Source organism: Brucella pecoris (assembly GCF_006376675.1).
Taxonomy (GTDB): Bacteria; Pseudomonadota; Alphaproteobacteria; order Rhizobiales; family Rhizobiaceae; genus Brucella; species Brucella pecoris.
Window position 1 is genome coordinate 186,081 of record NZ_VEWK01000009.1, and the last position, 23,745, is coordinate 209,825.

The window sequence follows — 23,745 nt, forward strand, 5'->3', positions numbered from 1 at the left end:
CTTACGCCGCCTGCTGGGTCGGCGCGCTTGCCATGGTTTCCTGCTCGACCACGTCGATGGTCGGGCGATCATAGGCAGAGATGGTCTTGCGGCCATACTCCACGGCGATCTGCGGCAGGGAACCGTTCATATAGGCGAGGAGCGTCTGCTTCACGACGATGTAGAGACGATTGTTCTTTTCGCGGGTCGATTTGATCTTGGCTGCGATCGGGCCGACCACGCCGTAAGAGAAAAAGATACCGGCAAAGGTGCCGACAAGGGCAGCGCCGATCAGATGGCCCAGCACTTCCGGCGACTGGTCCAGCGCGCCCATGGCCTTGATGACGCCGAGAACGGCGGCCACGATACCGAGCGCAGGCAGAGCTTCGGAAATACTGACCATTGCTTGGTAGGGCTTGAGCTTGTCGCGGGCGATGGTGTGGATTTCCTCGTCCATCAGTGCTTCGATTTCATGCGAGCGCACATTGCCGACGATGATGAGGCGGCAATAATCGCAGATGAAATGGGTAAGGTCCTCTTTCTTCAATACGCTCGGATAGGCCTGAAAGATCGACGATTCCTTCGGATTGTCGATGTGGACTTCCACTTCGTTGCGCGACTTTGCGCGCAGCTCGCGCATCAGGCTGTAGAGCAGGCCCAGAATGTCCAGATAGTCACGCTGCTTTGGAACCGCATTGCTGAATGCTTCCATGCAGGCGCGACCCGTGTCTTTCACGAGCGAGAAAGGGTTGGCGATGAAGAAGGTCCCGAGTGCGGCACCCAGAATGATGACGAACTCCCAAGGCTGGATAAGCACGCTGACATGTCCGCCCATGGCGATAAAGCCGCCCAGCATACAGCCCAGTGTGATGACAAGACCGACAATAATGCCCAAAGCTCGAGACTCCCGTACATTCTCTTTGTCGGGAACCTAAGCGCTGCGGCTTGCGCGAACCTTGTCTGTAGCGCGCAAATAAAATCAGCTTCGGACAAGCTTGGTCTTTCATAAAGGATTGAAATACCGGAAGGGGGTCATGCGCATGGTCGATACGATGACGAGCTATCGCCTGATTGCGTCGGATATGGCGCGGTCGTTGCAGCGTGTTTCGAAGGAACCGATGGTGGAGCGGGAAACCGCCTACTACAAGGAGAATATCGGCAAGGTGAAATCCATCGATGATTTCATGGCCGATAGCCGCCTTTATAATTACGCGATGAAGGCGTTCGGTCTGGAAGACATGGCCTTCGCCAAGGCGTTCGTCCGCAAGATATTGACCGAGGGCGTCACGAGCGACGATGCCATGGCGAACAAGCTGACCGACAAGCGCTACAAGGAATTTGCGACCGTCTTCGATTTCGCAGGCAAGGGCGCGGAAGCGACTGAGAGCACTGCGGCGCAGCAAGGCGTCGTGGACAAATATCTTCGCCAGACGCTGGAGACGGAAGCCGGAAGCCAGAATGAAGGCGTGCGGCTTGCGCTTTATTTCGCACGCAAGGCGCCGACCATCACCAATGCCTACGAAATCCTTGGTGACAGGGCACTGGTGTCGATGATCCAGACGACCTTCGGCTGGCCATCCAGCATATCCAATGCCGATATCGACAAACAGGCGAAGATGATCTCGGAGAAGATCGACTTCACCAAGATGTCCGATCCCGAATATGTATCGAAGCTCATTTCGCGCTTCACCGCCATGTATGAGATGAACAATCCGACGGCGAGCAGCCCGGCGTCGATTGCGTCCCTACTTTTGGGCGGAACCTCGTCTGTCGGCATTTCGATGGATATCCTGAGCACCTTGCAGAACTTCAAGCCGGGCGGGCGCTAGACGATGCAGAATAATTCGATCTATGTCGGGCTTTCGTCGCTCATCACGCTGGAACGGCGGATGGATGCCATTGCCCACAACGTCGCCAATGTTTCTACGGTGGGTTTTCGGGGCGAAGGCACCAAGTTCGACACCATCGTTTCGAACAAGGCCAGTGACGACGTCAGTTTTGCCACGGCGGGCAAGAGCTTCATCCGCACCGAAGCAGGCCCGATGATCAAGACCGACAATCCGCTGGATGTCGCGGTCAAAGGCGATGTCTGGATGTCGATCTCGACACCGCAGGGACAGATTTATACGCGTGACGGACGCATGAACATGCTGCCGACGGGCGATCTCGTTTCTATTACCGGCCATCCGGTTCTCGATGTCGGCGGCGCTCCTATCGTGCTCAATCCGGGTGGTGGTGCGCCGAAGATTTCGAGCGACGGCGCGATCTATCAGAACGGTGCGCAGGTCGGCTCCATCGGCCTCTTCACGATTCCCGCCGATGCCGACCTGACCTATGCCGGTACGTCCGGTGTGATCCCGAACAAGCCCGCCCAACCGGTGGTCGATGACAACAGTGTGGGCGTCGTGCAAGGCATGATCGAGGGTTCGAATGTCGATGCCATGACGGAGATGACACGCCTTATCAGCGTCAGCCGCGCTTTCGAACAGGTCAATAATCTGTTGTCGCAGCAGGAAAGCACCGTCTCTGAAGCCATCAAGACCTTGGGCTCTAGAAACGGATGACGCCTGACCTGCCGCTCTCGCGTCTCGCCGCTTTTGCCCGTCAGCAATCTGCGGCGCGCAAGCCACTGACCGGCATTGGCGGAACGGTGAGCGACGTGTCGCGCTCGGCCATTGCCGTGCGCGGGCTTTCGCGTGATGCGCGTTTGGGCGATGCGGTGGCAATCCATGCACAAGGCGGCCAGAGCCTTGCCGAGATCATCCGGGTTGCGGATACGCAAGTGCTCGTCAAACCGTTCGACGACCGCATCATTCCATCGCTCGGTGCCGCGGTGTTCGAGGAAGGGCTGCTCAGCATCTGCCCGGCACCGGAATGGCGCGGGCGTGTCATCAATGCGCTTGGCGATGCGGTTGACGGAAAGGGCGTGTTGCAACCCGGCACCCGGCCGATGGCATCCGAGAACTTGGCGCCCGCAGCCCTGCGTCGCGGGCGTGTCGACAAGGGCTTGCGCACCGGCGTCAATGTCATCGATATTTTCACGCCGCTTTGTTTCGGCCAGCGTATTGGCATCTTTGCGGGCTCTGGCGTCGGCAAGTCGACGCTGCTTGCCATGATGACGCGTGCGGCGGATTTCGACACGGTAGTATTGGCGCTGACCGGCGAGCGTGGACGTGAAGTGCGCGAGATGCTGGAAGAAACCATGGCGGGCCATCTCGACAAGACCATCACGATAGTGGCGACGGGCGATGAAAGCCCGATGATGCGCCGCCTCGCGCCCAACACGGCGACGGCCATTGCCGAATATTTCCGAGATCTCGGCCAGAATGTCCTGCTGATCGTCGATTCCGTCACGCGCTTTGCCCATGCGGCGCGCGAAGTGGCGATTGCCGCCGAGGAACCGCCGGTTTCACGCGGCTATCCGCCGAGCGTCTTCAGCCAGCTACCCCGCCTTCTGGAGCGGGCCGGTCCCGGTATCACGGAAGCGGGTGGCAGCATCACCGGCATCTATTCGGTGTTGGTCGATGGCGACGATCACAACGACCCGGTTTCCGACACGATCCGCGGCACGCTGGACGGCCACATCGTGCTTGATCGCGCAATTGCAGCACAGGGGCGCTTTCCGGCAGTCGATATTCCGGGTTCGGTTTCGCGTCTGGCAAAGCACAACTGGACACCGGAACAGCGCAAGCTGGTCAACCAGCTACGTGGCATGGTCGCCCGTTTCGAGGAAACCCGCGATCTGCGCGCTATAGGCGCGTATCAGAAAGGCCATGACGGCCTTCTCGACCAGGCGGTCGATCTTGTGCCGCGCATTTACGAAGCCTTGCAGCAATCGCCGGAAACCGGCCTATCGGACGATCCCTATAACGACCTTGCCGCAGCCCTGCGCGGCGACAGACAGGCGCAACACGCATGATGACGGGCTTTCGCAAGACAAAGGAAGAGAAACTCCTTGCAGACCTGACGGCGGAGGTCGAGGCCGCTGCACGACAGGAAGGCATGAAGAAACCGCAGAGCAAGGTGGACCGCTATCTGAAGATCGCGGCCATCACACTCGCTGCCGGAAGCGCGATGCTGCCTTTCGTCACCTATCTTCAGCGGGTCGATCTGGGTTCGCCCGAAAAGGCCGAGCGCAAGATCATCGATCCGCTGGACCGTTCGGAGCAGAAAACGGTGCGCCGTTTCCCCTCATTCCGTCCGTCCGAACAGGCCGCGCCGGATGCGGATGTAGACAATACGATGACGGGCTCCGTCATGTCGAACGGCAAGGGTCTTCCGGGAACCGGTATGGGTAATGGCGGCGACGGAAGCGGGGAAGGGCAGGCTTTCCCGAAGCCGGTTTTCGCACTGCGCGAGGTTGTCGGCGGCATGGCGATGATCGAGGATACATCAGGCTACTGGTTTGTCGAAAAAGGTTCGCTGCTGCCGGACGGCAGTCACCTTGTTTCAATCGGTCGTGGTGCGGGCACATGGCAGCTCACGACTTCATCGGGCGATGTGATTGAGATGCGGAAATAAGGAGAAGGCAATAAGGCAATAGGGCAGTATGTGAAAAAGGAATGTGTTTTTGATTGCGGATGACCGCTCCGGCCATATCCTTCTCTGCCCTACTGCCCTACTGCCCTACTGCCCTACTGCCCTACTGCCCTACTGCCCTACTGCCCTAACCTGCGCAAGCTTGACGCAAGTTCCGGCCTTTAAGTTAACGAACTATAAAGGCGGGATACTCAATGAGCTCCATTCATCTTTTCGATCTGGCTGCAAGGCAGGCACAGTGGTTGTCGGTTCGACAGGCCACCGTTGCGGGCAATGTCGCCAATGCGAACACGCCGGATTTCCGTGCGCGGGACGTGCAACCCTTCGCAGATGTGCTGGACAAGACGCAGCTCACCATGGCTGCCACCAGCCCCCTGCATCTGGAAGCCGAGGCGGACGGGATCGCCGGTGCGCGCCTGCGCCCGGATGACATCACCGAGCAGACCCATTCCGGCAATACGGTCGACGTCGAACAGGAAATGATGAAAGCCGGTGAAATAGCCCGCGAATATTCGCTCAACACAAGCATCGTCAAGGCGTTCCATCGCATGATGCTTTCGGTCGCGAAGGGGTAGCTATGTCTTCCGATGCCTTGCAAAACACATTGAAGATCGCAGCGTCGGGCCTTTCGGCCCAATCGACGCGTCTGCGCATCGTTTCCGAAAATATCGCCAATGCGCAGTCGACCGCCAAGACCGCCGACGCGGATCCCTATCGCCGCAAGACGGTTTCCTTCCGCACCGAGCTGGAGCAGGGCACTGGCGCGGCTGAAGTTCGCATTGCCGAAGTCGGCAAGGACACATCGGCCTTTATCGAACAATACGAGCCGAGCCATCCCGCAGCGGATGAGCGCGGCTATGTCCGCTATCCAAATGTCAACATGGTCGTCGAAATGGCGGACATGCGTGAAGCCAACCGTTCTTATGAAGCCAATTTGCAGGTCGTGAAACAAGCCCGTGAGCTGATCTCCATGACCATCGATCTCCTGAGGAGCACATAATGTACGACTCGATCATGAGCATTTCGGCGCGCAATGCCCTGTCGCGCCTGTCGGAAACCGTTGCCGAAACGGGTGTGGGTTCGGCTTCCGCGCCGCAGGCTGTTCCGGCCGCTCCCGGTGCTTCGTTCGGCGAAGTCCTGTCGCAGATGACGGATTCCGTCGGGCAAAAGCTGCAGGCGGCGGAGGCAACCTCCATTCAGGGCATCAAGGGCGATGCGCCGGTGCGCGATGTGGTCAGCTCCGTCATGGAAGCCGAACAGTCTCTCCAGACGGCCATCGCGATCCGCGACAAGATCGTGCAGGCCTATCTCGAAATCAGCCGCATGCCAATCTGATTTACGGCAGCTAAGGATACGCCATGAAAGCCCTGACGATTGCCGCCACCGGCATGAACGCCCAGCAGCTCAATCTGGAAGTGATTGCCAACAACATCGCCAATATCAACACAACCGGCTTCAAGCGCGCGCGCGCCGAATTCTCCGATCTGCTTTATCAATCCGAGCGGACGGCAGGCGTGCCCAATCAGGCGAACCAGTCCATCGTGCCGGAAGGTGCGCTGGTTGGTCTCGGCGTGCAGACGGCGGCGGTGCGAAACCTCCACATGCAGGGCAGTTTCAACCAGACCGGCAATCCATTCGATCTGGCTTTGACCGGCAAGGGCTGGTTTCAGATTCAAAGCCCGACCGGCGAGACGCTTTATGCGCGCGCTGGCGCGTTCAACAAGAACGCCGATGGCCAGCTCGTGACGCTCGACGGCAATCCGGTTGAACCGGCGATCACCATTCCGCCAGATGCTGTTGAAGTGACGGTCACCGATACGGGACAGGTTTTCGCGAAGCTGCAGGACCAGGTCAATCAGGTCGACCTCGGCCAGCTAACCCTTGCAAATTTTACCAATGAAGCTGGTCTGGAGCCGCTTGGCGGCAATCTCTACCGCGAGACGGAAGCTTCCGGCGGTCCGCTGGTCGGCGTTCCGGGTGATCCGGGCTACGGTTCGATCAAGCAAGGCTATCTCGAAGCGTCGAATGTGGATCCGGTGAAGGAAATCACCGATCTCATCACGGCGCAGCGTGCCTATGAAATGAATTCCAAGGTTATCCAGGCTGCCGACGAGATGGCGGCAACCGTGTCGAAGAACTTGCGCTGACGGTGATGGCGATGGGCTGTGTGAAGGCGATCTTTCAAAAGAAAAGGCTGGCTCTTGCCGGTGGCTTCCTGCTTGCCGCAATGGCTGGCGCCGGTGCGGCGGACCGTATCGCTTTTGTTGTGCCTTCGGCCACCGTCTATCCCGGCCAGATCGTGAGCGACACCGCACTTCTGGAAAAGCAGTTCTTCATCAATGCACCGGCGGCAACCCAATATGTGCTTTCAACGGATCAGGCGGCAGGCAAGGTGGCACGCAAGACGCTGCTTCCCGGCAAGCCGATCCTCGTGTCGGCATTGGGCGAGCCGTCTCTGGTCACGCGCGGGGTTCCGGCACCGCTGGTCTTTACCGCCGGTACGCTGACCATAACCGCCATGGGCACGCCGCTTGAATCCGGGGCGGCTGGCGATTTCATCAAGGTTCGTAACGTCGACAGCGGCATCATCGTGTCCGGCACGGTGCTGGCCAATGGTCGCATTCAGGTGGGGATGCAGTGAGAGCCTGTTCCAAAAGTCGCCATACCGGTCTGCAAATGGCGCTTTTCTGCGTTCCGGTGCTCATGTACGTTCAGTACATTGCGCTCCGGTACTCGAAAATCACCATTTTCGCCTCGGCCTGCCGCTTTTGGATTCAGGCTCTGCGAAAGATTTGCGCCGTCCTTATCACCGCTTTGGCACTCATTTTCCAGCCCGTCGCGGGCTTTGCTGATGAGTCGTCGAAGAATGCGCGGGAATTCGGTTCCGCAGTGGATGCCGATGCCGATTGGCTTGGCTCCGGCGGTGATCCGTCGAAAATGTCCTATGCGGAGCTTGGCCGGGGCAGCGCGGTTGCGCGCCTGAAGGATATCGCCACCATTCAGGGTGTGCGTGAAAACCAGCTAGTCGGTTACGGTCTTGTCATCGGCCTCAAGGGCACCGGTGACAGCCTGCGCAATTCGCCGTTCACAGAACAATCCATGCGCGCCATGCTGGATAATCTCGGCATCAGCGCGCCGCGCAACTCCACCCGTTCGAAGAATACGGCGGCGGTCATCGTGACGGCTAATCTGCCCGCTTTTGCCGGTGCCGGTTCGCGCATCGATGTGACGGTTTCGTCACTCGGCGATGCCACGTCGCTGCAGGGCGGCACGCTGGTCATGACCCAGCTCATGGGTGCAGACAACCAGATTTATGCCGTTGCTCAGGGCAATATGATTGTGTCCGGCTTTTCAGCGGAAGGTGAAGCCGCAACCGTGACGCAGGGCGTGCCGACTTCCGGTCGCATCCCGAATGGCGCGCTGGTCGAGCGCGAAGTGGCGGGTAATTTCGGCAAGGACAGCGAAATGATCGTCGAGTTGCGCGATCCCGATTTCACGACTGCCGTGCGCGCCGCCGATACGATCAATATCTTCGCCAAGCGCCGCTACGGTCGCGGTGTTGCCATTGCGCGTGATGCCAAGACGATCCGCCTGTCGCGCCCGAAGAATGTTCCTGCCGCCCGTTTCCTCGCAGAGCTTGAAGGCCTGCCGATCACGACAGATGAAGTGGCGCGGGTGGTGGTCGATGAGCGGACCGGAACCGTTGTCATCGGCGAGAAGGTCCGCATTTCCAAAGTGGCGATCAGCCATGGCAGTCTGACGGTTCGTGTAACAGAAACCCCGATGGTTGTTCAGCCTGAGCCATTCAGCGACGGTGTAACGGCTTTCGAACCGAACACCGATATCGCCGTCAATCAGCAGAATGCCAAGATCGGCATTCTGACCGGCGCCAATCTTGAAAATCTGGTGAAGGGCCTGAACCAGATCGGCGTGAAGCCGACCGGCATTATCGCGATTTTGCAAGCTATCAAGACATCCGGCGCACTTCATGCGGAACTGGTGGTGCAATGACCATGGCTCATAGAATGATCCGGTATGGTTCGGCAGTGGCGCTGTTTCTGACGGCCTCTGCCCCGGCTTTTGCGCAGCAGGCGGCGATGCCTGCTCCAGTGCCGGTCGAAGCATCGGCGGCACAGCAGCTTGCCTCTTCGCCGCCGCTTGGCAATCTCGATGAGATCCGCAAGTTCTGCGGCAACATCGATGACCAGGCGGCAGACGCCCGCTATGCGTTGCAGGCCAAGCAGTTGACCGAGCTGAAGGCCGATGTCGAGGAGCGGATGCGTGCGCTTGAGGAAAAGCGCCGGGAATATGAAATGTGGCTGAAGCGCCGTGACGAGTTCGTCAGCAAGGCACAGGATTCGCTGGTCGATATCATTTCGAAAATGAAGCCGGAAGCAGCGGCAGCACAGATGACGCTCATCGGCGACGAAGCGGCGGCAGCCCTGATCCTCAAGCTCAATCCGCGCGTATCCAGCATCATCCTCAATGAAATGCCGCCGGAAAAGGCGGCGAAGCTGGCGCGCGTCATCGTCGGTTCGCAGCGCACGACGACCGCGGCGCAGGCTGTGAAGGATCAGCGCGCCGCGGCGCAGTCCGGGAATACAGTTCAATGAAGAACAGCATGAACAAAGCGACTCTTGCAGCAGCGACACTCATTCTACTGGCCGGTTGTGCCACCAAGCCGGAGGAAATCGGTCGGGCACCCGACCTGTCACCGGTCGCGGCTCATCTTGGTATGCAGAACAATCCGCAGTTCAACGGCTATCCGGCGCGCCCGAGCAAGGCGTCCTATTCGCTCTGGGATCAGCGTTCGACCAATTTCTTCAAGGACCCGCGCGCGGCTACGCCGGGCGATGTTCTGACCGTCATCATTTCCATCAATGATCGCGCCAATCTGGACAACAAGACGGATCGCGAGCGTGTGTCGAAGGGCATCTACGGTGCCGGCGGTTCTTTCGCCACAAGCAGCAGCACGGGTGCTGGCGCTGGTGGCGATATGGACGCATCGGTCAATACCCATTCCGACAGCAAATCGAAGGGCAAGGGCACCATCGAGCGCAGTGAAGATATCCGCCTGCAGGTCGCGGCCATCGTCACCGACACGCTGCCTAATGGAAACATGATTATCCGTGGATCGCAGGAAGTACGCGTCAATAACGAGCTGCGCGTGCTGAATGTCGCAGGTGTCGTACGTCCGCGCGATATTTCGGGCAGTAACACGATTTCCTACGACAAGATTGCCGAGGCCCGCATTTCCTATGGCGGTCGCGGTCGTTTGAGCGAGATTCAGCAGCCGCCTTACGGCCAGCAGATTCTCGATCAGATTTCTCCTTTCTAGGTTGGCTGGCATGAGCGATACGACGGCAACGGAAAAGGATGGCAAGGCGAAGAGTTCCTTGACGGGGTTGCTTATGGCTGTCGCGGTCCTGACCGTTATCGCTGGCGGCGGCGGCTGGTATCTGGGCGGTATGATTTCCGCCGATCAGCTCGTATCGGCCAAGCCTTCCGGCAAGGAAGACAAGCCGAAACGCGGTGATTTCGAATCGCGCGCCATCGGCACTGTCGTACCCTTGCAACCGATCATCACTAATCTCGGCATCCCGCAGAATACATGGGTGCGTCTTGAAGCTTCACTGGTGGCAAAGCCAGGGCATGAAATTCCGGCAGCGATGGCGGCAAGCGTCGGCGACGATTTCCTGAGCTTCCTGCGCAGCGTCAACCTCATGCAATTGCAAGGCGCGGCGGGGCTTGCCTATCTGCGCTCCGATTTGGAAGAACGTGCGCGCCTGCGTTCGGAAGGTGCGGTTGATCGTATCTTCATCTCGGCGCTGGTGGTGGAATGAAGAAAACTCTCGGCCTTGGCGTCATCCTGACGCTCGCTCTCACCATCTCCGCCCAGGCGCAACAGGCGCTGACGCTCGACAACCTGCTGCCTGCGGGAAGCGGCGCTGCGAGCGGTCAGATCGTACAGTTGTTCGGGCTTCTGACGGTGCTGTCCATTGCGCCAGGCCTGCTCATCATGGTGACGAGCTTCACGCGCTTCGCCATCGCGTTTTCGCTGTTGCGTTCGGGCCTTGGCCTCCAGACCGCGCCTGCCAGCATGGTGATGATTTCTCTTGCCCTGTTCATGACGTTCTACGTCATGGCGCCCGCCTTCGACCGCGCCTGGAACAATGGTGTGCAGCCCTTGATGCGCAATGAAATCACGCAGCAGGCAGCTTTCACCGAAATATCGCAGCCTTTCCGTGAATTCATGATGGGACAGGTGCGCGACAAGGACCTGCGACTCTTTGAAGATCTCGCCGATCCGTCGTTCCGTACCGGCGATGACGGTATCGTCGATTTCCGCGTGCTGGTTCCCGCCTTCATGATTTCGGAACTGCGGCGCGGCTTTGAAATCGGCTTCCTGATCGTACTGCCATTTCTGGTGATCGATCTTGTTGTGGCGACGCTTACCATGTCCATGGGCATGATGATGCTGCCGCCGACGGTGATCTCGCTGCCGTTCAAGATTCTGTTCTTCGTGCTGATCGATGGCTGGAATATTTTGGTCGGAAGTCTGATACGATCCTTTTCGTAAAAACAGGAACGAGCTGACACACCGCAGCTCGTTGTTAAGTTCAGTTGTTGATACGGACGGTCAAATTGTAGTCGCAGGTGTCATGATTGACTTCTTCGGCCACAAGAGTGCAGGTGGGACTGCTGCCGGTACCATCAGATTTCATGAAATGCCGACTATAACCCGACGCCTTGCATCCGGGCGCGGGGTTAGTGAAGCTCGGTCCTTCAGCATAAACCGTCAACTGACACGACTTATAAACGGTGTTGTCGGAATAGCGGTACCGCGCAATCATCGAACGCAGATATGTATCATCTTCTGCCTTGTGTGTGAGGACGCCCGTTGCACCATTCGCAATCGTCGACGGTCGCGTACACTTTCCGTCTGGATTGCATGCACCTTGCGTATAATTGATGGATTTGCCTGCATTGTTGATCCAGTTCACCGTTATCTGATTATCGGCCAATGCGGCTGAAGCGGAGATGAGTGAAACAGCCAGAATTGAAAAACGAAGCATGATCTTTCCTCCATTAGTTGACACTTACGGAACATAAAGAGAACATCAGGGGTGAGGATAAGTTTGGATCGGCGGATCGCGTCGATCTGCCAGGAACCCACTTGATGAAAAAGAAAGCTTCAATTAAAATTTGAGCGGATTATTTAGTAATCTCTTAATATTTCGAGCTTACGACGATCCTCATGGTGGGTTTCCGCGCGTTACGCGGCAATAGGCATGATGCCGCTCTACCATGCCGGTAATCTAAAAATCCGGCCTGTCCCTCAGATTGTTTTTCCCAAGGGGCAAAAAACTATGGCAAGTCTTCTGACTAATTCTTCCGCTTTGACCGCTCTCCAGAACCTCGCTTCGACGAACCGTTCGCTGGAAACGACTCAGGGCCGTATTTCCACGGGTCTGCGCGTTGGTGAAGCAGCCGACAACGCTGCTTACTGGTCGATCGCAACCACGATGCGTTCTGACAACAAGGCAAACTCTGCCGTTCAGGACGCTCTTGGTCTCGGCGCCGGTAAGATCGACACCGCTTACACCGCCATGAACAAGGCCATCGAAGTCGTAGACAAGATCAAGGAAAAGGTTGTTTCCGCGATCGGTTCGAGCGCTTCCGACAAGGAAAAGATCCAGGCCGAAATCAAGGTGATGATCGATCAGCTGAGCAGCACAGCCAAGGGTGCGAACTACGCTGGTTCGAACCTGCTCGCGACCGACACTGCAGGCGCAGCCGCTGGTTTCAGCGTTGTTTCGTCGTATGATCGCGCATCGAACGGCACGGTTACGGTTGGTAAAATCGACGTCGATACGTCCAATCTCGTTCTGACCAAGGCTGATGGCACCGCTGGTGGCGTTCTTGAAGACGTCATGGTAATCGACGTTGAAACTGCGGCAACTGACGCCGATATCGAAGACTTCCTGGCCACTATCGAAACCGCAATGGGCAAGATGGCCAACGGCGCGGCTGAACTCGGCGCAGCAAAGTCCCGCATCGACATGCAGAAGGATTTTGTTTCGAACCTGTCCGACTCCATCGAAAAGGGCGTTGGCCAGCTCGTTGACGCTGACATGAATAAGGAATCGGCACGTCTGTCGGCTCTGCAGGTTCAGCAGCAGCTCGGCGTTCAGGCTCTGTCGATCGCCAACTCCTCGAGCCAGTCGATCCTGTCGCTGTTCCGCGGCTAATCTGGGTAAACAGCAAGGGCGCCGGGTTGCCGGCGCTCGCGAGTTCTCAGGTAAATCAGGGGTTCGCATCCGAACCGACCTGATCGGATCGGATGTCTTTGGGCGGAAAACGGGGCGCGGGATTTATTCCGCGCCCCAATTCTTTGCGCGCGCCCTGTCTCTGAAAGCGCCTGCTTCGTCAGCCGCCACTTTCGCGCAAGCTTCGCGGGCTAGTTTGCATCCATCATGATGGCGGTGGTGTGGATGCAGCAGAATTTCCAGCAATTGATCGAACAGCTCAAGGGTACGCTCGGCAAGCTCGGCGCGCGAAAACTCGTGGCGCTCGGACTGGTGGGCGCGGCACTCATGGGCGCGATCCTCTATACGAGCATCTATCTCGGCCGCCCGTCCTATGAGACGCTCTATGTCGGTCTGTCGCGTGACGACGTGAACCGCATGGGCCTCGCGCTCGGCGAAGCAGGCATTCCTTTCGATGTGAAAGCCGATGGCTCGTCCATCCTCGTGCCGATTGGCAAGGCGGAAAATGCCCGTATGTATCTGGCCGAAAAGGGCCTGCCGACCTCCAACAATGCCGGCTACGAACTGTTCGACAATATGGGGTCGCTCGGCCTCACCTCCTTCATGCAGGAAATCACCCGCGTGCGTGCGCTCGAAGGCGAAATCGCCCGCACCATCCAGGCCATCCGTGGCGTGAAAGCTGCCCGCGTTCACATCGTCATGGCAGAAAAAGGGTCGTTCCGTCGTGGTGACCAGAAGCCGTCCGCCTCGGTGGTCATTCGCGCCGAAGGCGGCTTTGCTGCCGAATCCGCCCAATCCATCCGCCAGTTGGTCGCCGCCGCCGTTCCGTCGCTCGATGCTTCCGCCGTCACCGTTCTCGACACCAACGGTCGCTTGCTGGCATCGGCAGGCGAGGCCGCCAATGGCGCTGCTCTCATGACCGCTTCGCTGGAACAGCAGGTTGCAGGCAATGTAGATGACAGCATCCGCAAGGCGCTGGCGCCTTATCTCGGCATGGGCCATTTCCAGACGAGCGTTCAGGCCGTGCTCGATACGGACCGCCGCCAGATCAACGAGACGACCTATGATCCGGAATCCCGCGTTGAGCGTTCCGTGCGTGTTGTCCGCGAAAGCGGCGATTCCCGCAACAATCGCAACGACAATGCAACTGGCGTGGAACAGAACATCCCGCAGGAAGAAATCCAGAACCGCAACGGCGAAAGCTCGACGGAAAAGACCGACCGCCGCGAGGAATTGACCAATTACGAAATGAACAGCAAGACGGTCTCCACCGTCAGCGACGGCTATGCCGTCAAGCGGCTGTCCATCGCGGTGGTCATCGATCAGGCCCGCCTTCTGGAAACCGCAGGCACCACACCACCGCCTGCCAATTTCGTCGATCAGCAGATCACCAAGATTCGCGACCTCGTCGCAACCGCTGCCGGTCTCAATGCGGATCGCGGCGACGTCATCAACGTGACGGCGGTGAACTTCCTCGATCCTGCTGGTGCAGACATGGAGCCGGTCTCAACACCATGGACCGATACGGTGCTTCGCCAGAGCGGTTCCTATGTCAATGCATTGGCCATTCTTGCAGCCGTTGGTCTCCTGATCTGGTTCGGTCTGCGCCCGCTGCTGCGTGACCAGAATGCCAAGCCTGCAGGCACGGAAGTGGCTGTCCGCGAGACCAGTGAAATGGCAATGCCGAATTTCGTCGGTGGCGAAACGGCAGGTGACGGCGTGCAGGCCGTCATTGGCGGGCCCGAGGCCTATGCCGACCAGATGAAGACGAGCCTCAGCGATCTTCGCCAGCGCATGCGCATGCCCGCAAAGCTGCGTCTGGAACAGATGATCGACATGGATGAGGAGCGTGTTGCCGCCGTTCTCAAGCAGTGGATCCACGAAACTGCCGCCAGCCGCGAGGCGCAGCCATTGAAGGCATCGATCATGCCGGAGCGTGAGGCGGCCTGACGATGAGCGCGCTTTCCCTCAGCCGTTATCTTCCCGATTTTTCGACCCATCATATCGAGGATGAGGCGGTCGAGATCATTGCTGCTCCGTTGCCGCAGAAGCCGCTGAAAGAAGCGCCCGTTGCGCAAACAGGCAGTGATGCGCCGAAACGTCCTGCCACGGTCGAAAAAGCTGCCGCTGTCGAGCAGGCGGAAGTCGCCGCTATTATCGCCGTCGAGGAAGAAAAGCGGGTGGCTTTCGAAGCAGGGCGCGAGGATGGCCACAGGGAGGCTCAAGCGCTTTACGAGGCCGAGAGGGCACGGCTTGTTCGCGAGCACGAGACCGAGATCGAAACTTTGCGTGCTACCTTCTCGCGCGAGCAGGCCCTGTTGCTGGCAGGCAGCTTGACCGACGCGTTGACCGCACTTGAACGAAATTTCTCCGCCCAGATCGCTGAAATCCTGATGCCTTTGCTGGCGGAAAAAATGGAGCGCGAGGCAGTCGCGGAATTCGCACGGCGCATTGCGGCGCTGGCGCTCGACGGCGAAGCACCGGAAATCTCCGGTCCAGCGCGATTGATTGTGCCACTGCGCGATCATGCCGCCCTGCTTCCATCAGGCTGCCGGTTTTCAGAAACCGGGGCGGACGAACTTTCCTTTTCCTTTGGCGACCGGATGCTTGAAACGCGTATCGCGCCGCTTCTCGAAGAACTGAAGGCTGCGGTTCAATGAACATCGATCCCGAAACCAAACGTGAGATCATCATTGTTCGCCGCGGCGGGCACGACGACCATGACAGCCATCATGGTGGTGTGTGGAAGATTGCCTATGCCGACTTCATGACCGCCATGATGGCGTTCTTCCTCGTGATGTGGCTCATCAATGCCGCCAATGAGGAGACCAAGGCAGCGGTTGCAAGCTATTTCAATCCCGTCAAACTGATGGACCGGCATTCAAGCCCCAAGGGCGTGCAGGACGTTGAGGAAAAAGACGGCAAGGTTCGCTATGAAAGCGACCAGCAGATTGAAAACAGCACCAAGGTCATCAACGATACGACGGTTGCGCCGCCAAGTGAACAGGAAGAGCGCCAGCTTTTCCGGGAACCCTATGCAGTTCTGTCGGAACTTGCGCATGAGACCGGCGTCCTGCAAAACCAATCCGCCAAGGGCGATGGTGGCACCTCGCAATCCGGTCCGGCAACGGGTGCCGAGGGTGGCGATGCCTATCGCGATCCGTTCAGCCCGGATTACTGGTCGAGCAAGGCTGTCGAAGACCTGACCCCGCCCGATGCCGCGCCTGCCGCGCCACCCAAGCCGGAAGCAACCCAGCCGAAGCCGGAGAAGGCCGAAAAGACGGCTGAAACGCCAGCAGAAACGCAAGAGCAGTTGATTGCTGACTTGAAAAAGGCAGCTGAGGGCGAAACTGCGAAAGAGAGTGCGCAGGCGAAAAAGGCCGAGCCAATGCCCGATGTGACGGTCGTTCCGGTCGATGGCGGCGTGATGATCCAGCTCACCGACAAGATCGACTATGGCATGTTCACCATCGGATCGGCTAAGCCGGATGCGCGTGTGGTGCAGATGCTGGAGCGTATCGCACAGGTGATTTCCCGACAGCCGGGCGAAGTCATCATCAGCGGACATACGGATGCGCGTCCGTTCAAGAGCGCGACCTATGACAATTGGCGCCTGTCTTCGGCACGCGCGCAGATGGCCTATTATATGCTGGTTCGTGGCGGGCTTGATGAAAAGCGCGTGCTGCGCGTCGAAGGCTATGCCGACCGCCAGCCCAAGAACACCAGCGATCCGAATGCGGCTGAGAACCGTCGCATCGATATTTTCCTGAAGTCTGCTCCATGAAGCAGTTCGCCATGCGTTCCTTGCTGGCATGTGTCGCAGGCTTTTCCCTGGCAGGAGAGGCGTATCCGGCTTTTGCGCAAACGCAGGCGCTGGCTGAGACCCGCATGTTGCCGGTGCTGGAACCTTACAAGCTCGTGCGTTCGTTGCGCATGTTGCAGGATCAGGTCGTTGCCGGAAAACCGGAAGCCGTGGTGATGCTGAACAAGCTTCTGGGCTTTGTCAGCGCGGATATGGGGCGAGCGTCGAATGAGGTCTGGAGCAATCCGGACAATGTCTATGCGGCGATCATCTACCTTTTCAACGGCGGCAATCCCGAAGCGGTGCGCAAGGTTCTAGCCGACCTCAAGACGGATGCGGTGCCGCCGGAACTGGTCAAGGGTGCGCTGGCCTATGCTTCCGGCCAGACGATTGAAGTGGTGAAGCTTTTCTCGGTTCCGCTGTCATCCGACGTTCCAGCGGAACTGAGGGCATCGATTGTCCTTGTAACGGCCAGCCAGATGACTGCTTTCGATCCCGCGACGGCCTTGATGCGGCTTGACCAGGTGCGGCTCGATGCGCCCGGCACGCTATTCGAAGAAGCTGCAATCCGTCGTTCGATGCCGATTGCAGCCAAGCTGGGCGATGCCGACAAGATCAGGCTCCTGTCGCGAAACTATCTCCAGCGCTTTCCCCGTTCGCCCTATATGCGTGATTTCATGGCACAATTTGTCGATGCTGCGGTGAAACTCAACGACCGTATCGGCAATGCGGAGCTGGCAAAGCTGATCGGGTCCGCCGATCCTGTCATGCAATATTCGCTTTATCTGCAGATCGCGCGCGGTGCGCTTGTCGATGGTCAGACGGAGCGGGCGCGGTTCATGTCGGCGGAGGCGAAAAAGCTTGCCGACAGACTGAAAGCCGACCCCACCCGCGCCAATCTCTACGCGGCGGCAAGCGATGTGGCTTCGGATTCGGCGGGCAGCGCACTTCGCGAACTCTCGCAGATTTCACCCGACAAATTGCAGGAGCGGGACCGGAAATTGCTAAAGGCTGCCGAAGCTGTCGGCACGGTCGTCACCCGTACTCCAGGCGCATTGCCGCCTGCAAAACCGGCTCTCACCGAACGGGATGTGCCGTCGATGGCAGTTGCGGATTCGCAGGAACATCAGGTGGAAAAGCCGGTACCAAACGCGGTGCCGGGTCCAATGGCTGTCAGCCTGAAGCCGGTCAAGAACCAGCCGGAAGATGATTTGCAAAAAACGATGGAAGATGCGCGGCGCAAGCTTGCCGAGATCGATGCTTTGCTAGGAAAGACCGTTCAATGAGCGTTGATATTCTGCTGAATTCCACCAGCCGTCTTGCGTCGCTTGCGCGCAATTCCGGTCCTTCCCAGGCAAAAGCCGAGGGTGAGGGACAGGATAGTGCCGACCCGGCAAAACTGTTCAGTTCGCTCCTCGAAAAGCCACAGGGCAAGGTCGAGAAGAAGGGTGAAAGTGAAGCCGACGTCGGCTCGGATGCGGCAGATGCGAAGGAAGAGGAAGCGGTGAAACCGACCGTTGCATTCGCTTTGCCACAAAATCTCCTTTCTTTGGCCGTTCCGTCGCCTGATTTGAAAGGGACGAATCACAATTTTGCCACAGCAAATATCGCGGAAAACGGCACAAAAGTCTCCGATCCGCTTTCTGCCTTAATTAAGGAACCCGACCCGAAGCAGTTGGGCGAACAGGGTGCCGAGCAGCACACTGATCAAAGCAGGCAAGCGTCCGAAACCGCGTCTTCGAAGACCACGGTAACGCCATCGGTCAGCGGCAAGGCGGATCAGGCGATCAATCCGGATACAGCAAAAGCGACTGGTGACAATCAGGCCGAAGGCGCTGGAGACGATTTTGCCAGCCTTTTGAAAACGGACAAGGGGCAGGCGCAGCAACAGTCGGGCCACCAGGTGCCCGACAGAACCGATATCCAGCAGCAACCGACCGCAAAGGGCACCAGTCCGGGGGACATCAAGGCGACGACACCATCACAGGCGGCAGCCCGGATCGCTGACATACAGGTGGTTTCCGAGCGCAGTTTCGGCACGGTCAAGACGTTGCAGATCCGCCTCGATCCGGCGGAACTCGGCGCGGTGACGGCACGCATCCGCATAGCGTCGGAAGGCGTCGAGGTGCATCTCGTCGCTGAAAAGACCCATGCGGCAGAAGCACTCGCCGCCGACCGCTCGATGATCGAGAAAGCGCTGAAAGCCGCAGGCATCGCAGACGATGCGAAAATTTCCGTCACTGTTACAGACCGCAATGCAGCAGGTGCAGTCCAGCAGGCGCAAGCGGCACAGAACGCGGGGCAGCAATCGGGCCAGCAGCAGGCTTTCAATATGCAGCAGGGCTTCGATGGACGTAACGGCACTCAGGCGCGGGCCGATCTTACGGGTGGTGAGGGCAGGCAGAATGGTGAATCCGGTCAGGCAGGACGCGAGCGCTCGGACATGCAAACCAGTCAGGACGGCGGGAACGGCATTTCTCGCAATGATGGTCGCAACCGCGGTCTGGTTGTCTGATAGCGGGCCAGCCCGCGCCGAGAATGTCTGCGAGCGCGAAATGCACCGGGCATCAGCCCGCTATGATGTTCCGCTCGGTATCCTCTATGCGGTCGGCCTGACGGAAACGGGCCGCAAGAATTCCCTGCAACCTTATGCAATGAATATCGAGGGGCGCGCGGAATTCATGCCATCGCAGACGGCGGCGGTAAGGCGCTTCGACGAGGTCCGGGCCGAAGGTGCGAAACTGATCGATCTTGGCTGCATGCAGATCAATTACTATTATCACAGCAAGGAATTTCCGTCGGTCGCGGCGATGCTGATGCCAAGTCTCAATGTCGATTATGCGGCGCGTTTTCTGCGTCAGCTTCGACAGCGCGAAGGCAACTGGACGATGGCGGTCGCGCGCTATCACGCGGGCCCGAATAACGATCCTGCCCAGAAGCGTTATGTCTGTCGCGTGATGACTAATATGGTCGCCACCGGCTTCGGAAATTGGACGCCGCAGGCGCGAAGCTTCTGCTTCGGCTGAAATGGAATCCCGTAAAATTTTTGGGTTGTAACAGACCGTCGGGTGCACCCATCTTATGGGTATTCAATCACTGGTTGGTGCTCTTGTTGGTGGTTATTTTAGCGAGCGGATTTTTAAGCCCTTGTAAAGAATCGTAAAATTTCGTGAGCCGTTAACGTCTGGTTAAGGTTCTTACCGCTAAAGACGTAGGCGCGTTGCAATCAATGCGATTCCCATTAAATTAGAATATGCTAAATTGCCTCCCAATATATTGCGGGCAATTATTTGCCATTGTTGCGGATTCGTCCTGCCAGTTATTTCTATCGTGCTTGGGCTAACATATTGATTCGGAAGGCGGGCCGATGATTGTTGTCGTAGACGACAGAGATATAGTGACTGAAGGATACTCTTCCTGGTTTGGTCGCGAAGGCATCACGACAACGGGTTTCACCCCTACCGATTTCGATGAATGGGTGGACAGCGTTCCGCAACAGGACATCATGGCTATCGAAGCTTTCCTGATCGGCGAATGTGCGGATCAGCATCGCCTTCCGGCCCGAATTCGTGAACGTTGCAAGGCGCCCGTGATCGCGGTCAATGACCGTCCCTCGCTTGAGCATACGCTGGAGCTTTTTCAATCCGGAGTTGATGACGTTGTTCGCAAGCCGGTGCATGTGCGCGAAATTCTTGCGCGCATCAATGCGATCCGCCGCCGTGCAGGCGCGTCCGCCGCTTCCAACGACAGTGGCACTGAACTTGGCCCGATCCGCGTTTTCTCCGATGGCCGTGATCCGCAGGTCAACGGCACTGATTTTCCGCTGCCGCGCCGCGAGCGCCGCATCCTGGAATATTTGATTGCCAATCGTGGTCGCCGCCTGAACAAGGCGCAGATATTCAGCGCAATCTACGGTATCTTCGATAGCGAAGTCGAAGAAAACGTCGTTGAAAGCCACATCAGCAAGCTGCGCAAGAAATTGCGCGAGCAACTGGGTTTCGATCCCATCGATTCCAAACGCTTCCTCGGCTACTGCATCAACATCGAGTGATATTGCTGCATCGCCTGCATTTCCCAGTATCGCGATTTCGACTGCTGTCCCTTGTTCCAAAATCGCGTCGGTCCCCTCAGTAAAAGCGTAAAAAGTCCCGAGGCTACAGTTTCACGCAAGCGTGGTCCATTAGCTTCATCGCGGATGACTGGACCGGTGCGCCGGTTCAATCGCTCGATTTTACGGATTCCAGTTCAGATGTTTCAGAATTTTTGCTGGATGCTACAACTTCTCAGGAGCTGCCAATGAGCCTCTACGGTATGATGCGGACCGGTGTTTCGGGAATGAACGCGCAGGCCAACCGCCTGTCGGCGGTCGCTGACAACATCGCGAATGCGAGCACCGTCGGTTACAAGCGCGCGGAAACCCAGTTTTCCTCGCTCGTTCTGCCGAGCACCGGCGGACAATATAATTCCGGCAGTGTTCTGACCAATGTTCGTTACGGCATTTCCGATCAGGGCGGTATTCGGTCCACATCGTCCACGACAGACCTTGCCATCGACGGCAACGGCTATTTTGTGGTGCAAGGGGCGGACGGCTCGACCTTTCTGACCCGCGCCGGCTCCTTCGTTCCCGACAAGAACGGTAATCTGGTCAACTCAGCCGGCTATTATCTTTTGGGTGCCGGTCCGAACGATCCGGCTGGCGCGCCGACGACAGCCGGTTTGAACATTATCAATGTCAACGGCGCCACACTTCCGCCGGAGGCCAGCACGTCCGGCAATTTCACCGTTAATTTGCCGTCTACCGACGATATTCCTGCAGCCGGTGAGTTCAATCACAAGACATCGCTGATCTCCTACAATGACAAGGGCGAAAAGATCACGCTCGACGTCTATTTCACCAAGACCGGCGCGGACGAATGGAGCGTCACGGTCAAGAACGCTGCTGACGATGCAGTGGTCGGTGGTCCGACGACGCTGACATTCGATCCGACGACGGGTGCGATGAACCCCGGTGGCAATATTGCCGTCGACCTCGCAGCTTATGGCGGCCAGACCCTCAACCTCGATCTGGGTGCATCGACGCAGCGCGCCGGTGATTACACGATCTCGCAGGCACAGATTAACGGTCAGGCGCCATCTTCGGTCAAGGGCGTGGATGTGGCCAATGACGGTTCGGTTGTTGCTATCTACGAAAACGGTACGCAGAAGGTGCTGGCGCGCATTCCGCTGGCCAATGTGGCAAGCCCCGACCGCATGACGGTGGTTAGCGGCAACGTGTTCCTGCCGAGCGCGGAATCGGGCGATGTCCGCCTTGGCTTCCCGCAGAGCGACGGCATGGGCAAGATCATGTCGGGCACGCTGGAGGAATCCAACGCCGATATTGCGCAGGAACTGACCGACATGATCGAGGCGCAGCGTAGCTATACGGCCAATTCGAAAGTTTTCCAGACTGGTTCCGAACTCATGGACGTTCTGGTCAATCTGAAGAGATAAATCGAGGTGATTCCGGGGAAGGCATAAGTCTTCCCCGGAATTGCTGCAAATCCGGTCCGTTCAGGCAACAGGCAACGGACCGGGCGCTTGAGAGCAGTTCCGATTCAGGCGGAATAATGGGAAGTGCTCCAGGTAGTTAATTCAGCCGCATTTTCGGGGGTGAGACCGCTTCATACCTTGACCGGGGATGCACTTGTAGGATGGGGTAAGATGTCGCTTAGTTCTGCTCTTCTGACGGCCAAAAGTTCGCTTGCGGCAACGTCCAAGCAGACCTCCGTTGTCTCGAGCAATATTGCCAGGGCCAACGATCCGGATTATTCCCGGCGGACTGCTTCTCTCGTATCGGGGCCTTACGGCTCCCTTTACGTGGGTATCAGCCGTTCGGCGGATGAAGCCTTGTTCAACAGGTTTACCCAGTCGAACAGTTCGGCCTCTTCCTCTTCCATTCTCGCTGGCGGGCTTGACCGCCTTTCGTCGCTTTATTCGGCAGACAATTATTCGGGTTCGCCTTCGGCCCTGATCGGCGATCTGCGCGATGCGCTCCAGACCTATGCGACTTCGCCATCCAACAGTGCGCTTGGCGACAGTGTCGTATCGACGGCGCAATCGCTCGCCGATGCACTTAATGCCGGAACCAAGCAGGTTCAGTCGCTGCGCAACGATGCGGACCGTGAAATTGCGGATTCCGTCGCCAACATCAATGATCTTCTGGCCAAGTTCGAAAAGATCAATCAGGAGATCGTCGGTGGAACGCGCGCCAATCGCGATGTCTCCGACTACATGGATCAGCGCGATGCGATCCTGAAGCAGCTTTCCGGCGAGATCGGAATCACGACCATGATGCGCGGCGATAATGACATGGTCATTTTTGCCGAAAACGGCGTGACCCTGTTCGAGACGACGGCGCGCAAGGTGAGCTTTGAGCAGTCAACGGTGCTGGCGCCGGGCATTTCCGGCAATGCGGTGCTGGTGGATGGCGTGCCGCTCAATCACGAGACGTTCGACCAGCCGTATGGCACCGGCCGCCTGAGCGGGTTGTTGCAGTTGCGCGACCAGATCGCGCCACAATACCAGATGCAGCTCGACGAGATCGCGCGAAATCTGGTAACGATGTTCGCGGAAAGCGATCAGACTGGCGTTGGAGCCGACAAGACGGGCCTCTTTAGCTGGGCCGGATCACCCGATGTCCCCGGCGCGGGCGTTTCGGCAGGTATTGCAGGCACCATCAAAGTGTCCTCGGCCTTCGTTACGTCCGAAGGCGGCAGCTCGCTTCTTCTGCGCGACGGCGGGGCCAACGGGGCCGATTACAAATACAATAGCGAAGGTGCGGCAGGCTTCAGCGATCGCCTGCGGGCGCTCAATGAAGCATTCTCCGAGCCGATGACCTTCAATTCGGTGGCAGGGCTCGCGACCAGTTCCAGCCTGACGGACTATAGCGCCTCGTCGATAAGCTGGCTCGAAGGCAAGCGTCAGAAAGCCAACAGCGAATTTTCTTATAATGCGACGGTCGCCACCCAGGCGGACGCCGCTCTCTCCAACGCCAACGGTGTCGATATGGACACCGAAATGGCGCTGCTTCTCGATCTTGAACATTCCTACCAGGCATCGAGCCGGGTGCTGACCACGATCAGCGCAATGCTCGACGATCTTCTCAACGCGGTGTGA

The 23,745-nt window shown here is 58.2% G+C and carries 25 protein-coding genes and 1 pseudogene; 24 read left to right on the forward strand and 2 right to left on the reverse strand.

Features of this window, described 5'->3' with window-relative positions:
* Position 1 precedes the first annotated feature (1 nt).
* The gene (gene motA / locus FIB18_RS16960) at positions 2–874 is read right to left on the reverse strand and encodes a flagellar motor stator protein MotA (protein WP_140021826.1); all 873 of its coding nucleotides are present in this window, start codon (positions 872–874) and stop codon (positions 2–4) included.
* A 145-nt stretch (positions 875–1,019) separates the two neighbouring features.
* On the opposite strand from motA, the gene FIB18_RS16965 reads away from it, so the two are divergent.
* The 14 genes from FIB18_RS16965 (at position 1,020) to fliP (ending at position 11,098) form a co-directional block, all read left to right on the forward strand.
* Positions 1,020–1,808 (forward strand): DUF1217 domain-containing protein, encoded by a 789-nt coding sequence (locus FIB18_RS16965; protein ID WP_140021872.1) that lies wholly within the window; start codon positions 1,020–1,022, stop codon positions 1,806–1,808.
* 3 nt (positions 1,809–1,811) lie between these two features.
* Positions 1,812–2,543, forward strand: a complete 732-nt coding sequence (gene flgF, locus FIB18_RS16970; protein WP_140021827.1) for a flagellar basal-body rod protein FlgF — start codon at positions 1,812–1,814, stop codon at positions 2,541–2,543.
* Positions 2,540–3,898, forward strand: coding sequence for a flagellar protein export ATPase FliI (fliI, locus tag FIB18_RS16975; protein WP_140021828.1), 1,359 nt, complete (start codon positions 2,540–2,542; stop codon positions 3,896–3,898). Before flgF ends, fliI begins: the two co-directional genes overlap by 4 nt.
* A complete protein-coding gene (locus FIB18_RS16980; protein WP_140021829.1) occupies positions 3,895–4,500 on the forward strand; it encodes a hypothetical protein in 606 nt (201 codons plus the stop codon). Before fliI ends, FIB18_RS16980 begins: the two co-directional genes overlap by 4 nt.
* Positions 4,501–4,712: 212 nt before the next feature.
* A complete protein-coding gene (gene flgB / locus FIB18_RS16985; RefSeq protein ID WP_061347652.1) occupies positions 4,713–5,093 on the forward strand; it encodes a flagellar basal body rod protein FlgB in 381 nt (126 codons plus the stop codon).
* A gap of 2 nt (positions 5,094–5,095) precedes the next feature.
* Positions 5,096–5,518, forward strand: a complete 423-nt coding sequence (gene flgC / locus FIB18_RS16990) for a flagellar basal body rod protein FlgC (RefSeq protein ID WP_140021830.1) — start codon at positions 5,096–5,098, stop codon at positions 5,516–5,518.
* Complete coding sequence (locus FIB18_RS16995) at positions 5,518–5,853, forward strand: flagellar hook-basal body complex protein FliE (protein ID WP_140021831.1); 336 nt, start codon at positions 5,518–5,520, stop codon at positions 5,851–5,853. Before flgC ends, FIB18_RS16995 begins: the two co-directional genes overlap by 1 nt.
* A 23-nt stretch (positions 5,854–5,876) precedes the next feature.
* Positions 5,877–6,665: a flagellar basal-body rod protein FlgG gene (gene flgG / locus FIB18_RS17000; RefSeq protein ID WP_012093514.1), complete on the forward strand. Its 789-nt coding sequence runs from the start codon at positions 5,877–5,879 to the stop codon at positions 6,663–6,665.
* Between the two features lie 11 nt (positions 6,666–6,676).
* Positions 6,677–7,159, forward strand: coding sequence for a flagellar basal body P-ring formation chaperone FlgA (gene flgA, locus FIB18_RS17005; protein WP_140021832.1), 483 nt, complete (start codon positions 6,677–6,679; stop codon positions 7,157–7,159).
* A 35-nt stretch (positions 7,160–7,194) separates the two neighbouring features.
* Positions 7,195–8,529, forward strand: coding sequence for a flagellar basal body P-ring protein FlgI (locus tag FIB18_RS17010; RefSeq protein WP_174977447.1), 1,335 nt, complete (start codon positions 7,195–7,197; stop codon positions 8,527–8,529).
* Positions 8,526–9,131 carry a MotE family protein gene (locus FIB18_RS17015; protein WP_140021833.1) on the forward strand — a complete coding sequence of 202 codons (606 nt, stop codon included), beginning with the start codon at positions 8,526–8,528 and terminating at the stop codon, positions 9,129–9,131. Before FIB18_RS17010 ends, FIB18_RS17015 begins: the two co-directional genes overlap by 4 nt.
* On the forward strand, positions 9,128–9,856 hold the full coding sequence (gene flgH / locus FIB18_RS17020; protein ID WP_140021834.1) for a flagellar basal body L-ring protein FlgH: 729 nt from the start codon (positions 9,128–9,130) through the stop codon (positions 9,854–9,856). The genes FIB18_RS17015 and flgH overlap by 4 nt, the downstream gene beginning before the upstream one ends.
* Before the next feature lie 10 nt (positions 9,857–9,866).
* Positions 9,867–10,361: a flagellar basal body-associated FliL family protein gene (locus tag FIB18_RS17025; RefSeq protein WP_140021835.1), complete on the forward strand. Its 495-nt coding sequence runs from the start codon at positions 9,867–9,869 to the stop codon at positions 10,359–10,361.
* Positions 10,358–11,098: a flagellar type III secretion system pore protein FliP gene (gene fliP / locus FIB18_RS17030; RefSeq protein ID WP_140021836.1), complete on the forward strand. Its 741-nt coding sequence runs from the start codon at positions 10,358–10,360 to the stop codon at positions 11,096–11,098. Before FIB18_RS17025 ends, fliP begins: the two co-directional genes overlap by 4 nt.
* A gap of 40 nt (positions 11,099–11,138) precedes the next feature.
* Here the strand turns inward: fliP and FIB18_RS17035 are convergent, their stop codons facing one another.
* Entirely contained in the window at positions 11,139–11,594 is a 456-nt protein-coding gene (locus FIB18_RS17035) for a hypothetical protein (protein WP_140021837.1), read from the reverse strand.
* Positions 11,595–11,888: 294 nt separating this feature from the next.
* Here FIB18_RS17035 and FIB18_RS17040 point away from each other — a divergent pair, with 294 nt between their 5' ends.
* The 10 genes and pseudogenes from FIB18_RS17040 (at position 11,889) to flgK (ending at position 23,745) form a co-directional block, all read left to right on the forward strand.
* The gene (locus FIB18_RS17040; protein WP_140021838.1) at positions 11,889–12,770 is read left to right on the forward strand and encodes a flagellin N-terminal helical domain-containing protein; all 882 of its coding nucleotides are present in this window, start codon (positions 11,889–11,891) and stop codon (positions 12,768–12,770) included.
* Between the two features lie 228 nt (positions 12,771–12,998).
* Positions 12,999–14,738, forward strand: a complete 1,740-nt coding sequence (fliF, locus tag FIB18_RS17045) for a flagellar basal-body MS-ring/collar protein FliF (protein WP_140021874.1) — start codon at positions 12,999–13,001, stop codon at positions 14,736–14,738.
* Between the two features lie 2 nt (positions 14,739–14,740).
* Positions 14,741–15,448, forward strand: coding sequence for a hypothetical protein (locus tag FIB18_RS17050; protein ID WP_140021839.1), 708 nt, complete (start codon positions 14,741–14,743; stop codon positions 15,446–15,448).
* Positions 15,445–16,572 (forward strand): flagellar motor protein MotB, encoded by a 1,128-nt coding sequence (locus FIB18_RS17055; RefSeq protein WP_140021840.1) that lies wholly within the window; start codon positions 15,445–15,447, stop codon positions 16,570–16,572. Before FIB18_RS17050 ends, FIB18_RS17055 begins: the two co-directional genes overlap by 4 nt.
* An 11-nt stretch (positions 16,573–16,583) precedes the next feature.
* Positions 16,584–17,813, forward strand: a pseudogene (locus FIB18_RS17060) (chemotaxis protein); the annotation flags it as partial.
* Positions 17,814–17,872: 59 nt separating this feature from the next.
* A complete protein-coding gene (gene fliK, locus FIB18_RS17065) occupies positions 17,873–19,105 on the forward strand; it encodes a flagellar hook-length control protein FliK (RefSeq protein ID WP_140021842.1) in 1,233 nt (410 codons plus the stop codon).
* The gene (locus FIB18_RS17070; protein ID WP_140021843.1) at positions 19,074–19,616 is read left to right on the forward strand and encodes a transglycosylase SLT domain-containing protein; all 543 of its coding nucleotides are present in this window, start codon (positions 19,074–19,076) and stop codon (positions 19,614–19,616) included. The genes fliK and FIB18_RS17070 overlap by 32 nt, the downstream gene beginning before the upstream one ends.
* Positions 19,617–19,957: 341 nt before the next feature.
* A complete protein-coding gene (gene ftcR / locus FIB18_RS17075; protein WP_140021844.1) occupies positions 19,958–20,641 on the forward strand; it encodes a flagellar transcriptional regulator FtcR in 684 nt (227 codons plus the stop codon).
* Between the two features lie 245 nt (positions 20,642–20,886).
* Positions 20,887–22,080, forward strand: coding sequence for a flagellar hook protein FlgE (locus FIB18_RS17080; protein ID WP_140021845.1), 1,194 nt, complete (start codon positions 20,887–20,889; stop codon positions 22,078–22,080).
* Positions 22,081–22,290: 210 nt separating this feature from the next.
* Positions 22,291–23,745: a flagellar hook-associated protein FlgK gene (gene flgK / locus FIB18_RS17085; protein ID WP_140021846.1), complete on the forward strand. Its 1,455-nt coding sequence runs from the start codon at positions 22,291–22,293 to the stop codon at positions 23,743–23,745.